Annotated in this window: 13 protein-coding genes; 9 read left to right on the top strand and 4 right to left on the bottom strand. The window is 71.5% G+C overall.

What is annotated here, in order from left to right; all coding sequences use genetic code 11:
- Positions 1–56: 56 nt before the first annotated feature.
- The 9 genes from dpgA to ABD785_RS14840 all read left to right on the top strand — a co-directional run bounded on the left by dpgA (position 57) and on the right by ABD785_RS14840 (position 10,100).
- Positions 57–1,187 carry a 3,5-dihydroxyphenylacetyl-CoA synthase DpgA gene (gene dpgA / locus ABD785_RS14880; RefSeq protein ID WP_344828056.1) on the top strand — a complete coding sequence of 377 codons (1,131 nt, stop codon included), beginning with the start codon at positions 57–59 and terminating at the stop codon, positions 1,185–1,187.
- Between the two features lie 5 nt (positions 1,188–1,192).
- On the top strand, positions 1,193–1,852 hold the full coding sequence (gene dpgB, locus ABD785_RS14875; RefSeq protein WP_344828053.1) for an enoyl-CoA-hydratase DpgB: 660 nt from the start codon (positions 1,193–1,195) through the stop codon (positions 1,850–1,852).
- Positions 1,849–3,147, top strand: a complete 1,299-nt coding sequence (gene dpgC / locus ABD785_RS14870) for a (3,5-dihydroxyphenyl)acetyl-CoA 1,2-dioxygenase DpgC (protein ID WP_344828048.1) — start codon at positions 1,849–1,851, stop codon at positions 3,145–3,147. The genes dpgB and dpgC overlap by 4 nt, the downstream gene beginning before the upstream one ends.
- Entirely contained in the window at positions 3,144–3,941 is a 798-nt protein-coding gene (gene dpgD, locus ABD785_RS14865; protein ID WP_344828046.1) for an enoyl-CoA-hydratase DpgD, read from the top strand. Before dpgC ends, dpgD begins: the two co-directional genes overlap by 4 nt.
- Positions 3,942–3,964: 23 nt before the next feature.
- The gene (locus tag ABD785_RS14860) at positions 3,965–5,458 is read left to right on the top strand and encodes a tryptophan 7-halogenase (RefSeq protein ID WP_344828043.1); all 1,494 of its coding nucleotides are present in this window, start codon (positions 3,965–3,967) and stop codon (positions 5,456–5,458) included.
- Positions 5,459–5,926: 468 nt separating this feature from the next.
- Positions 5,927–6,958 (top strand): streptomycin biosynthesis regulator, encoded by a 1,032-nt coding sequence (locus ABD785_RS14855; RefSeq protein WP_344828041.1) that lies wholly within the window; start codon positions 5,927–5,929, stop codon positions 6,956–6,958.
- 340 nt (positions 6,959–7,298) lie between these two features.
- A complete protein-coding gene (locus tag ABD785_RS14850; RefSeq protein WP_344828038.1) occupies positions 7,299–8,201 on the top strand; it encodes a ParB N-terminal domain-containing protein in 903 nt (300 codons plus the stop codon).
- Between the two features lie 105 nt (positions 8,202–8,306).
- The gene (gene aroF, locus ABD785_RS14845; protein WP_344828035.1) at positions 8,307–9,389 is read left to right on the top strand and encodes a 3-deoxy-7-phosphoheptulonate synthase; all 1,083 of its coding nucleotides are present in this window, start codon (positions 8,307–8,309) and stop codon (positions 9,387–9,389) included.
- 240 nt (positions 9,390–9,629) lie between these two features.
- Positions 9,630–10,100, top strand: coding sequence for a DUF4232 domain-containing protein (locus tag ABD785_RS14840; RefSeq protein ID WP_344828033.1), 471 nt, complete (start codon positions 9,630–9,632; stop codon positions 10,098–10,100).
- A 20-nt stretch (positions 10,101–10,120) separates the two neighbouring features.
- Here the strand turns inward: ABD785_RS14840 and ABD785_RS14835 are convergent, their stop codons facing one another.
- The 4 genes from ABD785_RS14835 to ureA all read right to left on the bottom strand — a co-directional run bounded on the left by ABD785_RS14835 (position 10,121) and on the right by ureA (position 13,868).
- Positions 10,121–10,366: a hypothetical protein gene (locus tag ABD785_RS14835; protein ID WP_344828030.1), complete on the bottom strand. Its 246-nt coding sequence runs from the start codon at positions 10,364–10,366 to the stop codon at positions 10,121–10,123.
- Positions 10,367–10,476: 110 nt separating this feature from the next.
- On the bottom strand, positions 10,477–11,493 hold the full coding sequence (locus tag ABD785_RS14830) for an agmatine deiminase family protein (RefSeq protein ID WP_344828028.1): 1,017 nt from the start codon (positions 11,491–11,493) through the stop codon (positions 10,477–10,479).
- Between the two features lie 9 nt (positions 11,494–11,502).
- Positions 11,503–13,188 (bottom strand): urease subunit alpha, encoded by a 1,686-nt coding sequence (locus ABD785_RS14825; RefSeq protein WP_344828025.1) that lies wholly within the window; start codon positions 13,186–13,188, stop codon positions 11,503–11,505.
- Positions 13,185–13,868: an urease subunit gamma gene (gene ureA / locus ABD785_RS14820; protein ID WP_344828022.1), complete on the bottom strand. Its 684-nt coding sequence runs from the start codon at positions 13,866–13,868 to the stop codon at positions 13,185–13,187. Before ureA ends, ABD785_RS14825 begins: the two co-directional genes overlap by 4 nt.
- Positions 13,869–13,895 lie beyond the last annotated feature (27 nt).

Below are 13,895 nucleotides of genomic sequence, written 5' to 3'. Positions count from 1 at the left end.
GCGAGTGCCGTCAAGCAGACGCGAAACAAGCCCAGGACATGGGGGTGGATGTACCGATGACGATGGCCATCGACCGTCCGGAGAAGTTATCCGGGCTCACCGGGGGACAGGGGATCACCCGGATGGTGGGCGTCGGGACGGCCTCGTCCGCCGACGTCTTCACCCAGGACCGGCTGCTGGAGCTCCTCGAGATCGAGGACCCGCGGATCAGGTCCGTCTTCCTGAACAGCGCGATCGACACCCGGCACCTGACCCTGCCGCCCGAGGGGCCCGGCGGCGTCCGGGTCGCCGAGCCGCAGGGCGACCTGCTGGACAAGCACAAGAAGCTCGCCGTCGAGATGGGCGGCCAGGCACTGCAGGCCTGCCTGAAGTCGATCGGCGCCTCGCTCTCCGACGTCCGCCACCTGTGCTGCGTCACCTCCACGGGGTTCCTGACCCCGGGCCTCAGCGCCCTGATCATCCGTGACCTCGGTCTCGACCCGCACACCAGCCGCTCCGACATCGTCGGCATGGGCTGCAACGCCGGGCTCAACGCCCTGGGCGTCGTGTCGGGCTGGTCCGCGGCCCACCCCGGCGACCTGGCCATCGTGCTGTGCGCCGAGGCGTGCTCCGCCGCCTACGCCCTCGACGGCACGATGCGCACCGCGGTCGTCAACAGCCTGTTCGGCGACGGGGCCGCGGCGCTGGCGCTGGTCAACGGCGAATGGGAGGGCAACGGCGACGGCACGACCGAGATCGCGCCGGTCGGGCCCCGCATCCTGAAGTTCGCCAGCTACATCATCACCGACGCGCTCGACGCGATGCGCTACGACTGGGACCGCGACCAGGACCGGTTCAGTTTCTTCCTCGACCCGCAGATCCCCTACGTCGTGGGAGCGCACGCCGAGATCGTCATCGACCGGCTGCTGGCAGGGACGGGCCTGCGCCGCTCCGACATCGGCCACTGGCTGGTGCACTCGGGCGGCAAGAAGGTCATCGACGCGGTCGTGGTCAACCTCGGCCTGAGCAGGCACGACGTCCGGCACACCGTGGGCGTGCTGCGCGACTACGGGAACGTCTCCAGCGGATCGTTCCTCTTCTCCTACGAACGCCTCCTCGAAGAGAGGATCGCCGAGCCCGGCGACTACGGCGTTCTCATGACCATGGGGCCCGGCTCCCAGATAGAGATGGCGCTGATCCAATGGTGACCCCCGTGCGCGTCGACGACGACCTGACCCTGCGCGTCGACGGGGGGCGGCCCGTCTCGGTCGCCGCCGTCGAGGCCGTTCAGGCGCTCTGCGACCGGGCCGAGGACCACGCGGGCCCGGCCGTCGTCCGGCTTCTGCTGTCCGGCGTCCCGGCGGCCGGGGCGCGCGACGGCCTGACCGTCGGCCTGGTCTCCAAATGGGAGCGAGCCGTCCGCAGGCTCGAACGGCTGGCCGCGGTGACGGTCGCGGCCGCCCTGGGCGACGTGGGCGGCACGGCGCTGGACGTCCTGCTCGCCGCGGACGTCCGGGTGGCCGTGCCGGCGGCCCGGCTGGTCCTGCCGCTGGAGGACGGGGCGACCTGGCCCGGCATGACGCTGTACCGCCTGGCCCAGCAGGCCGGTCCCGTCGCGGTCCGCCGGGCCGCGCTGCTCGGCGAGCCGGTCACCGCCGCCGAAGCCCTGGCCCTCGGCCTGGTCGGCACCCTCACCGAGGACACCGATGCCGTGTTCGCCTCGGTCGCGGCCGCCGCGGCCGGGGTCTCCGGCTCGGAGGCCGCCATCCGCAGGCAGCTCATGTTCGAGGCCGGGACCACGAGTTTCGAGGACGCCCTCGGCGCCCACCTGGCCGCCTGCGACCGGACGCTCCGCCGTGCGGAGGTCCGGTGATCCCGCCTGAAGAGGAGCTCAAGCTCGCCGCGGGCGCGCTGAGCGAGGCCGCCGGCCGGTTCGAGGAGCGCCTGGCCGCGCTCCCCGCCCCGGCGGCCCGGTCCGCGGAGCAGCGGGCCTCGGCCGCGGCCGAGCACACCGCGCTCCGGGTGTTCCGGACCCGCTTCATGGCCGCGCACACCGACGAGGTCTACGCGGGACTCACCGCCGGACGGGCCGTCGGCCTGCGGATCGAGGAACTGGTGGAGGCCGCCGCGGCGGCCTTCCCCGGCCTCGTCCCGACGGCCGCGCAGCTCGCGGACGAGCGGTCGCGGCGCCAGTCCGACAAGGAGGGACGCGAGATCGACCAGGGCATCTTCCTGCGGGCCGTGCTGGCCTCGCCGGTGGCGGGCCCGCACCTGGTCGAGGCGATGCTGAGGCCGACGCCCCGCGCCCTGGACCTGCTGCCGGACTTCCTCCGGACGGGGGTCCTGCGGATGGAGGCCGTCCATCTGGAGCGGCGCGACGGCGTGGCCCGGCTGACCATGTGCCGGGACGACCGCCTGAACGCCGAGGACGAGCAGCAGGTCGAGGACATGGAGACCGCGGTCGACCTCGCGCTGCTCGATCCGGGCGTCCGGGTCGGGCTGCTGCGCGGCGGCGAGATGAGCCATCCCCGCTACCGGGGCAAACGGATCTTCAGCGCCGGGATCAACCTGAAGAACCTCAGCTCCGGAGACATCTCCCTGGTCGGCTTCCTGCTGCGCAGGGAACTCGGCTACATCAACAAGATCGTCCGAGGGATCCGGGTGGAGGACGGCGAGCGGTGGCACTCCGGCCTCGCCGACAAGCCCTGGGTCGCGGCCGTGGACGGCTTCGCCATCGGCGGCGGCATGCAGCTGCTCATGGCGTTCGACCATGTCATCGCGGCGTCGGACTCCTATCTCAGCCTGCCCGCGGCCAAGGAGGGGATCATTCCCGGGGTGGCGAACTTCCGCCTCGCCCGCTTCACGGGGCCGCGGCTGGCACGTCAGATCATCCTCGGCGGAAGGCGGCTGTGGGCGAGTGAGCCCGACGCCCGGCTCCTGGTCGACGAGGTCGTCGAGCCCGACGGCATGGACGCGGCGATCGAGCGGAGCCTGGCCGGGCTCGCCGGTGAGGCGGTCGCCGCGAACCGGCGGATGCTGAACCACGCCGAGGAACCGCCGGAGGAGTTCCGGCGCTACATGGCGGAGTTCGCGCTCCAGCAGTCCCTGCGGATCTACGGCGAGGACGTCATCGACAAGGTCGGCCGGTTCGCGGGACGGCCGTCATGACCGGGCCCCGGGTCCGCTACGAGAAGAAGGAGCACGTCGCCAGGATCACCCTGGACCGTCCCGAGGTGCTCAACGCCATGGATCTGCGGACCCACGAGGAACTCGCGGAGATCTGGGACGACGTCGAGGCCGACGACGACGTGCGGGTGGCGGTCCTGACCGGGGAGGGGGAGCGCGCCTTCTCCGTCGGCCAGGACCTGAAGGAGCGCGACCGGCTCAACCGGGACGGCGCGCCCCTGACGACCTTCGGCAGCCGGGGCCAGCCCGGCTGGCCCCGGCTCACCGACCGGTTCACCCTGTCCAAGCCGGTCCTCGCCAGGGTCGACGGCTACGCCCTGGGCGGCGGGTTCGAGCTCGCACTGGCCTGCGATCTCATCATCGCCTCCGACCGGGCGGTCTTCGGCCTGCCCGAGGTCCGGCTGGGCCTCGTGCCGGGGGCGGGCGGCGCGTTCCGGCTGCCCCGCCAGCTCCCCCTCAAGACCGCTATGGGGTACCTGCTCACCGGCCGCCGGATGAACGCCGCGACGGCCCTCGCCCACGGGCTCGTCAACGAGGTCGTCCCGGCCGAGCGGCTGGACGACTGCGTCCGGGAGTGGACCGACGATCTGGTGCGCAGCGCGCCGCTGTCGGTGCGCGCCATCAAGGAGGCCGCGCTGCGCTCGGTCGACCTGCCGCTGGAGGAGGCCTTCTCCGCTCAGTACCCGTGGGAGGAGCGGCGCCGGCGGAGCACGGACGCGGTCGAGGGGGTCGCGGCGTTCGCGGAGCGCCGTGAACCCCGCTGGACCGGTCACTGACCACCACAACAGGAGGTATTTCCATGGGTGCCGAGAGCCGTGAACAGTTCGACGTGGTCGTGGTCGGGGGAGGCCCGGGCGGTTCGACGCTCGCCTCGCTCGTGGCCATGCAGGGCCACCGGGTGCTGGTGCTGGAGAAGGAGACCTTCCCGCGCTACCAGATCGGGGAGTCGTTACTCCCCTCCACCGTCCACGGGGTGCTCAAGCTGACCGGCGTCTCCGAGCGGCTGGCGGCCGCGGGCTTCACCCGCAAGCTCGGCGGGACCTTCCGCTGGGGCGCCAACCCCGAGCCGTGGACCTTCTCCTTCTCGGTGTCGCCGAAGATCGCGAGCGCGACGTCGTTCGCCTACCAGGTGGAGCGGTCGAAGTTCGACGAGATCCTCCTGGACAACGCGGCGGCGAAGGGGGCGGAGGTCCGTTTCCAGGTGTCGGTCACCGACGTCATTGACGAGGACGGCCGGGTCACCGGGGTGACCTACACCGACGCCGAGGGCACCGGGCACGAGGTCGGCGCCCGGTTCGTGGTGGACGCCTCGGGCAACGGCAGCCGGATCCACAAGCGGGTCGGCGGGACCAGGGAGTACTCGGAGTTCTTCCGGAGCCTGGCGCTGTTCGGCTACTACGAGGGCGGCAAGCGCCTGCCCGCCCCGAACTCGGGGAACATCCTGTCGGCCGCCGGCGACGACGGCTGGTTCTGGTACATCCCGCTCAGCCCCACCCTGACCAGTGTCGGGGCGGTCGTCCGGCGCGAGCACGCCGAGAAGGTCCAGGGCGATCCGGAGGAGGCGATGCGGGCGCTGATCGACGGCTGCCCGCTGATCAAGGAGTACCTCGCGGACGCCACCCGGGTGACCGAGGGGCAGTACGGGCAGTTCCGGGTGCGCAAGGACTACTCCTACCACCAGACGAGGTTCTGGCGTCCGGGGCTGGTGCTGATCGGCGACGCCGCCTGCTTCGTGGATCCGGTGTTCTCCTCGGGCGTCCATCTGGCGACCTACAGCGCGCTGCTGGCGTCGCGGTCGATCAACAGCATCCTCAAGGGGCTGGTGACCGAGGAGGCGGCGTTCACCGAGTTCGAGGCCAGGTACCGGCGCGAGTACGGGGTGTTCTACGAGTTCCTGATGTCGTTCTACGACATGCACGTGGACGAGGGCTCCTACTTCTGGTCGGCGAAGAAGGTCACCCAGAACAAGCACACGGAGCTGGAGTCGTTCGTCGAGCTCGTCGCCGGGGTGTCCTCCTCCGAGGGCGTCCTGGCCGGTGCCGAGGACGCGACGCTGCGGCTCAAGGCCAAGTCCGCCGAGTTCTCCGACGCCGTCGACGCGGTCTCGGCGAACTCCGAGGGCAGCATGGCGCCGCTGTTCCGCTCCTCGGCGGTCCAGCAGGCGATGCAGGAGGGCGCCCAGGTGCAGACCCGGGCCTTCCTGGGCGGTGACCTCGGCCCGGACGTCCCGATGTTCGAGGGCGGGCTGATCACCTCCGACGACGGACTGCTCTGGCTTCCCGGCAAGGCGTGACGCCGGCCGCCGGCCTTCTCACCGGTACACCGCCCGGGCCTCCTGAGGCCCGGGCGCTGTCATGCCGGGGGCAGTGACGCCGTTCCTCTCGCGCCGCTCCTCGCTCGCCGGCTGATCCTTTCAGTCGTCCGTTCCACCGGAATCCTGTGGGGCGGGCCCGGTCGCGGAAGCGGCCGTGGGCCGGTCTCCCGCTGTCCCCCGAGGGCACTCCGCCGGTTGAAGAAGGGGCGGCGCGAAGATGAACGGAGCGTCACGTTCGCGGGCCGGTGTCCAACTGACGATCCGCCCACTTGGACGAAGGACCACGAACATCGCCCGACGTCGCTGGCCACGGGGGGTGTCCTGCTTCGGTCACGAGGCCAGGAAGTTCTTCCGCTCCGATGCAAAATTATCTGTCGCAAAATGTAGTGGTTTGGGTTTTGATCAACGGTCTTATGGGGGCTTTACGTGACCGCACGATCCGAAGAAATGATCATTATCGAGGATCTTCCGGTTCTGCCGGAAGATCAGGGGGAGGCGACCGAGCCGGTTACGGTCGTCCCGATCTCCGCACTGTCGGTGGAAGGCTCCCCACGCACCTCGGGGGAGAACCTCGAACACGTGCGGCTGCTGGCGGCCGTCTCCGCCGAACTGCCGCCGATCATCGTCCACTTCCCGTCGATGCGGGTGGTCGACGGGGTCCACCGTCTCGCCGCCGCGCGGCTGCGCGGGGAGAACCGGATCGCGGCCACCTTCTTCTACGGCGACGAGTACGAGGCCTTCGTCCTGGCGGTGCGGGCGAACTCCACCCACGGCCTGCCGCTGTCGCTCGCCGAGCGCAAGGCGGCGGCGGACAGGATCGTGCGGTCCCGGCCGGACTGGTCGGACCGCTCGATCGCCGCGGTGGCGGGGATCTCCGCGAAGACGGTGGCCGAGGTGCGGGCGGGGGCCGGCGGGGGGTCGTCCGGCGCCGCGCGCATCGGCAGGGACGGCAGGACGCGTCCGGTCAACAGCGAGCAGGGCCGCAGGGCCGCGATCGAGCTGATCTCCAAGAACCCGGGGCTGTCGCTGCGGCAGATCGCCAAGGCGGCGGGCATCTCACCGGAGACGGCCAGGGACGTCAGGAACAAGCTGACGCGCGGCGACGATCCCCTCGCGGCCCGCCGTCCGGCGGCCAAACGGGAGCGCGAGCCGGAGCGGGAGTGGGGCCTGCGCGGGCCCGAGCCGGTGGACAGGCCGCTGCCCGTCCGCCCCGCCCCCGGCACGGCCGTCGGCTCCGGCCGCCGCGAGGGCATCCGGCGGCTCCGGTCCGATCCCGCGCTCAACGGGAGCGAGGCGGGCCGGATCCTGCTCGGGCTGCTGACCATCCACGCCGTCGAGACGGGCTACGGCGAGAAACTCGGCGAGAGCGTGCCGCCGCACTGGGGCGACATCGTCGCCTCGCTCGCCTTCGAATGCGGAAAGATATGGGATCAGTTCGCCGAGCAGGTCGAAAGGGACTCCGAGACGCCTTCTCGGTGATCCGCCGGGTCCGTCCGCGCGCGCGGCACGGACGGGCCCGGTAAGAGGGCCCGACCCGGTCCGGTCAGGATTGTCACTAATCGCTGACGCATTGAATGATGTATTAAGGAATGGTCACGAACTGGCCGCATCCGGCCGCTCCCGCTAGTGAATCTAAAGGATCTACTAGGCTGGTCGACGGCACATTCCTCGTTCACTTTCGCCCGCAAGTGATCAGACGCAGGAGTCCGATTTGCAGCCCGCGATCGCAGAAATTGACCTTCAACCGATATTCGAAGTGGAGGTGAATGAGCTTTCGACCGGGAAATCACCGCGAAGCTCAGGGGAGAGCACGGCGCATGTGGAGGTCCTGGCCGCCGGCCAGAGCGAGCTTCCGCCCATCGTCGTGCACCGCCAGACGATGAGCGTCATCGACGGAGGCCACCGGCTCAAAGCCGCCGTCCTGCGCGGAAGGCGGACCATCGAGGTCCGCTTCTTCGACGGCTCGGAGACCGACGCCTTCGTCCTGTCGGTGCGACTGAACACCGCGCACGGTCTGCCCCTGTCTCTGGCGGACCGCAAGCGCGCGGCGGAACGGATCGTCGCCTCGCATCCGCACTGGTCCGACCGGATGATCGCCTCAGCGGCCGGGCTCTCGGCCAAGACCGTCTCCGCCCTGCGCGGACCTCGGGAGACGCCGGAGACGCGGCCGCTAACCAGGATCGGCAAGGACGGGAGGGTCCGCTCGGTCGACCGAACGTCCGGCCGGCAGCTCGCCTACGCCCTCATCGCCGAGGATCCCAGCCTGTCCCTGCGGCAGGTCGCCCGCGCCGCGGGAATCTCCCCGGAGACGGTCCGCGACGTCAGGAACCGGCTGAGCCGCGGGGAGGGCCCGCTGCCCGAGGGCCGCGCCAGGCGTCCGTTCCGCGCGGGCCGGCCCGGCCGCCCCATGGTGCCGCCGTCGCCCACCATCACCCGGCTCGGCGCGAACGGGAGCACCGCCGAGTCCAGGCCCCCGGTACGGCCGCCGGCGGTGTTCGTCGCCCGGCTGAAGGCCGACCCGGCCCTGCGTTTCAACCAGGACGGCCGTTTCCTTTTGCGGCTGCTCAACATCCACACCATTCGCGCGGAAGACTGGAACGACATCATCGCGAGTGTTCCGCCGCACTGCCGGGAGATCGTCGCCCAGCTCGCCCGCGAGTGCGCCGATTTCTGGAAGGATTTCGGAACCCGGGTCGAACTCAATATGCCCACGATGACCTAGAGATCGCTTCTGGACCGGCGCGTTCATGAGCCGAATATGCGCGGCTGGACGTTTCCGGATCTCATGATGTTCGACGTAGAAGAACGCCGAGAAAGTGGGGAACCCATGGTCGTGGTCATGTCCACCGACGTCACCGAAGCCGAGATCACCGAGGTCGTCGACGTGGTGCGAGCCGTAGGCGGAGACGCCTTCGTCAGCCGCGGGGTGTCGCGGACCATCATCGGGCTGGTCGGCGATGTCGCGGCCTTCGGCATGCTGAACCTGCACAACCGATCGGGGGTGGCGGAGGTCGTCCGGATCTCCGTTCCCTACAAGCTGGTCAGCCGGGAGAACCATCCGGAACGGTCGGTCGTCGAGGTCGGCGGGGTGCCGATCGGCCCGGACCACCTCGTGTTGATCGCGGGTCCCTGCGCGGTGGAGACCCCCGAGCAGACCCTCGCCGCCGCCCTGATGGCGAAGTCCGCGGGGGCGCGGCTGCTGCGCGGCGGCGCCTTCAAACCGCGGACGTCCCCCTACGCCTTCCAGGGCCTGGGCGAGGCGGGACTGCGGATCCTCGCGGATGTCCGGGCCGAGACCGGGATGCCGGTCGTCACGGAGGTCATCGATCCCGAGTCGGTCGAGCTGGTCGCCTCCTACGCCGACATGCTCCAGGTCGGCACCCGGAACATGCAGAACTTCGCGCTGCTCCAGGCGGTCGGAGCCGCACGGAAGCCGGTCCTGCTCAAACGCGGCATGAGCGCGACGATCGAGGAGTGGCTGATGGCCGCCGAGTACATCGCCCAGCGAGGCAACCTCGACATCGTCCTGTGCGAGCGCGGCATCAGGACCTTCGAGCGGGCCGTGCGCAACACCCTGGACATCAGCGCCGTCCCGATCGCCCAGCGGCTGTCGCACCTGCCCGTCATCGTCGACCCGTCGCACTCCGGCGGGCGCAGGGACCTCGTCCTCCCGCTGTCGCGGGCGGCGATAGCCGCCGGCGCCGACGGCCTCATCATCGACGTCCATCCCGAGCCGGGCATCGCCCTGTGCGACGGTGACCAGGCGCTCGTCGACGCCGATCTCGAAGAACTGGGCGTGGTCACCCGCGACCTCGCCGCCCTGATGGGCCGGACGCCCGCCTCCGCGACCGGCCGTACGGCCGCGGAGGCGGCGGAACGAGTGCCGGAAGCCGCCAAGAGCCCGACGTGATCGTGACCGGCGGCGGGTCCGGGTGTCCGGCGCCGCACGTACCCTGTTCCCCGTCGACCGGCGGAGGGGAACGGGCACGTGAGCGATGGACACCTTCACGATCGGCACCTTGACGATAGGCGCCGGGCCGGCCGGAGCCCGGCCGGCCGGCGGCGCGCGGTAGCGGGGCTCCTGGCGGCGGTGCTGGGCGCGTCGGCGGCCGGGTGCGGCGCGGAGCGGCCCGCACCGGTGGCGGTTCCCGTGCCGCCGGTACCCCTGAAGACGCCGACGGCGGCCCCCGCCTGCCCGCCGGAGGGGGTCGTGGTGTCGGCGGACGAGGGCGACGCCGCGATGGGGCTGCGGGTCATCGGCGTGCGGCTGCGGAACTGCGGCACCGAGCCCTACCGGGTGAACGGCTATCCGGGCCTGCGGCTGCGCGACGCCGAGGGAACAGCGCTGAAGGTCGACATCGGGCACGGGTCGGGCGGCGTCTCGCGCGTGGAGAGTCTCGGCCACCCCCCGCGGCCCCTCGTGCTCGGGCCGGGGGAGAGCGCCACCGCCGGGATCATCTGGCGGAATCTGGTGACCGACGCGACCGTCACCGCGACCCTCGTCACCTCCCTCGACGTCGTCCCGGTTCCGGACACCCCCGCCCAGACCGTCGCGGTGCACATCGACCTCGGCAACACCGGGCGGATCGGCGTGAGCGCCTGGCGGCGGCTCCCGGGCTGACCCGCCCGGTCCGCACCGGGTCAGGCGGCCTCCTCGCCCCGGTTGCGGGGATGCCGCGGCGAGCTCCAGGCCGACAGGTCGTCATGGAAGACCTCCGACAGGGTCACCGCGGACCCGGCCCGGTCCAGCCAGGTGCGCAGGCACGACGGCTCCCGGCAGGCGAGGATGCGATCCCGCCTGCGGGGCGAGACGTGCAGCCCGCGGGAGCCGAGGGTGGACAGCAGGGCCTCGCCGAGGGCGATCGCCAGGGTTTCTGCGGTGTGCATGTGCGGCTCCGGAGACGGTAGCGGCGGGATCGCCCCGCCGTGTCGGCTGACTGCCCTCCGAAGCTACGGGACCCCTCCGACGTTCCGCGGACCCCCTGTGGACGGTTCTCCTACGGCCGCGGTTCCTGCTGGGTGATGCAGTGGATGCCGCCGCCGTAGGCGAAGATCGTGCGGGCGTCGCAGAACTCGATCGCACGCCCGGGGAAGAGCCGCGAGAAGATCGCTGCGATGTCCTCGTCGCGCGGATCGCCGAACGAGCAGAGCAGGGCGAGCCCGTTGGCGAGGTAGTGGTTGATGTAGGAGTAGTCGCAGATCTCACCGTCGACCTCCTTCACCGAGGGCGCGAGCAGCTCGACGACCTCCAGCGCACGTCCCCTGGCGTCGGTCGAGGCGCGCAGCAGGGCGAGGTTCTCCCGGCTGGTCTCGAAATCGGGATGGGCCGGATCGTCCTGGACGTGCGCCACGACCAGGCCGGGACGGACGAACGCGGCGAGCAGGTCGACATGCCCGTTGGTGCCGTAGCCGCCGTAGTCCCCGGCCAGGCCGCGCGGCAGCCAGATCACCTTGCTGACCCCGATCATGGCCCTGAGCTCGGCCTCGACCTGCTCCTTGGTCCACCCGGGATTGCGCCGGTCGTGCAGCTGGACGGTCTCGGTGATGATCACCGTGCCCTCGCCGTCGACATGGATGCCGCCGCCCTCGTTGACCATCGCCGACACGTAGCGGCGCGCCCCGGCCCGCTCGGCGGCGAACGCGGCGATCGCGTCGTCCTTCTCCCAGGGCTGGCTCGTCATGCCCCAGGCACGGAACCGCCAGTCGACGGCCGCGAGCCCGCCCCTGCCGTCGACCAGGAAGGTCGCGCCGTTGTCGCGGTGCCAGGCGTCGTCGAGCGGCCGTTCCACGATCTCGATCCGGGGATCCAGCCAGGTGCGCGCCAGGGCGGCGCGCGAGGGATCGGCGACCATCGTCACCGGCTCGTACCCGGCGATCGTGTTCGCGACGGCCGACCAGGCCCGGCACGACTCCTCGACGTCCATGAAACCGATCACGGGGAACGACATCCAGGTGCGGCTGTGCGGCCGCCATTCGGCGGGCATGAAGTAGCCGTCCGCGGCGGGAGTGGACATACGGGACTCCTAGAGGAAGTAGAGGCGGCTCAGCGAGACGGACTCGGCCGGCTCCGAGGTGATCGGCTCGCCGTCGAAGGTGACGAGCCCGGCGGGCGTCACCCGGACGTCCCCGAGCGTGGTGTTGCGGACCATCGCGGCGTTGCCGATGTTCCGGGTGCCGCGGACCGCGACCCGGCGGCGCCTCGTCGGCAGGGTGTCGTCCGCGATTCCGGCGACGAACGCCACCGATATGTCGGCGGCGGTCGCCCCGTGCCCGCCGAACTGCGGCCCGATGACGAGCGGCTCGCACAGGTCGGTCGCGGCGTTCGGATCACCGGTCACGCCCCAGGCGGGGAACCCGTTCTTGATGACGAGCTGCGGCTTGGCGCCGAAGTAGGCGGGCCGCCACAGCACGATGTCGGCCATCTTGCCGACCCCGATCGACCCGACCTCGTGCGCCAGCCCGTGCGCGATCGCCGGGTTGATCGTCAGCTTGGCCAGGTACTGGAGCACCCGCGCGTTGTCGTCGCCCTCGGCGGACGGCGTCCTCATCTTGGCCGCGAGCTGGAAGGTCCGACGGACGGTCTCTCCCGCCCTGCCCATGCCCAGGGCGTCCGATGAGGTGATGGGGATGACGCCGAGCTCGTGCAGGACGTCCTCGGCGCCCATGGTCCCGGCCCTGATCCGGTCCCGGGCGATGACCTCGTCCGAGGGCAGGTCGGGCTTCAGCCCGTGCGCGGAGACGATCATCCCGTAGTGCTCGCCGAGCGCGTCCCGGCCGAACGGCAGGGTCGGGTTGGTCGAGGAGCCGATGACGTTCGGCACCCCCGCCAGCCTCAGGACGTCCGGCACGTGCCCGCCGCCGCAGCCCTCGATGTGGAAGGCGTGGACGGTCCGCCCGTCCAGGACGGCGAGGGTGTCCTCGGCCGACAGGCACTCGTTCAGCCCGTCGGTGTGCAGTGCGACCTGCACGTCGTGCTCCTCGGCGACCCGCAGCGCGGTGTCCAGGGCGCGGGTGTGCGCGCCCATGTCCTCGTGGACCTTGAACCCCGAGGCCCCGCCGGAGACCAGGGCCTCGACCAGCGGTGCCGGATCCGACGACGAGCCTCGCGCGAGGAACCCGATGTTCACCGGCCAGGCGTCGAAGGCGTTGAAGGCGTGGTGCAGCGCCCACGGCGAGTTCACCCCGACGCCCCACACGGGCCCGAACTCCTGGCCGATGATCGTCGTCACGCCCGAGGCCAGCGACGCCTCCATGACGCGCGGCGCCAGCAGGTGCACATGGGTGTCGATCGCCCCGGCGGTCGCGATCAGCCCCTCCCCGGAGATGATCGTGGTGCCGGTCCCGACGACGACCTCGACCCCGTCGAGGGTGTCGGGATTGCCCGCCCGGCCGATCGCGTGGATCCGCCCCGCGCGGATCCCGATCGAGGTCTTGCGCACCCCGAGCAGCGGGTCGAGCACCAGCACGTTGCTGATGACGACGTCACAGGTGGCGGCCACGGACGCGGCCTTCAGATGCATGCCGTCCCGGGCGGTCTTGGCGAAGCCGGTGAGGAACTCCTCGCCCGGCCGCTGGGAGTCGTGCTCGACCCGGACGACGAGCCCGGTGTCGCCGAGCCGGATCCGGTCGCCGGTCGTCGGCCCGTAGACGGAGGCGTAGTCGTCGTGCGAGCCCACGCTCCTGTTCCCGTGGCAGCCGGTCTCGCTCATCGTTCCTCCATCAGGTAGCCGCACGCCCGCGCCCGTTCCATCGCCTGCTCGAACGCGCCGGGCGCGTCAAGCGGGCCGTCGACGAGCCCCGCGAACCCGATCGCGATCCGCGCCCCGCCGATCGGCACGAGCCCGACCTCGACGGTGGCGCCGGGGTCGAACCGCACGACCGATCCGGCCGGGATCGCCGCCCGGCGGCCGTAGGCGAGGGCCCGCTCGAACGCCAGCCGCGGATTGGCCTCGAAGAAGTGGAAATGGGAGGTCACCGACACCGGCACGGCCGCTGTGTTGGTCACCGTGACGGTCACGACGTCCTCGAAGACGAAGGTCCGCGGTCCGGGCAGCACCGCGCCGGGGGCGTCGTCGCCGAGACCGCCGCCGCCGATCGGGTTCGTGAGCACGGCGAGCCGGGTGCCGTCGTCGAACACGGCCTCGACCTGGATCTCGTCCAGCACGTCGGCGACGCCGGGCAGCACGTCGCCGGGGCCGAGCACGGACAGCCCGGCCGCGACCGCCTCGGCCAGGCGGGCCCCGTCGCGGGCGGCCTCGCAGACGGTGTCGGCGATCAGGGCGGTCGCCTCGGGGACGTTCAGCCGCAGGCCGCGGGCCCGGCGCGCCCTGGCGAGCTCGGCGGCCGTGAACAGGAGCAGGCGGTCCTGCTCGGCGGGCGTCAGCCGCATCGTGAGCTCCTCCCGGGATCAAGAGTT

The organism is Actinocorallia longicatena (assembly GCF_039534125.1).
In the GTDB taxonomy this organism is placed as follows: Bacteria; Actinomycetota; Actinomycetes; order Streptosporangiales; family Streptosporangiaceae; genus Actinocorallia; species Actinocorallia longicatena.
Note: the sequence above shows the minus strand (reverse complement) of the source record. Positions and strands in the feature narration are given on the sequence as shown.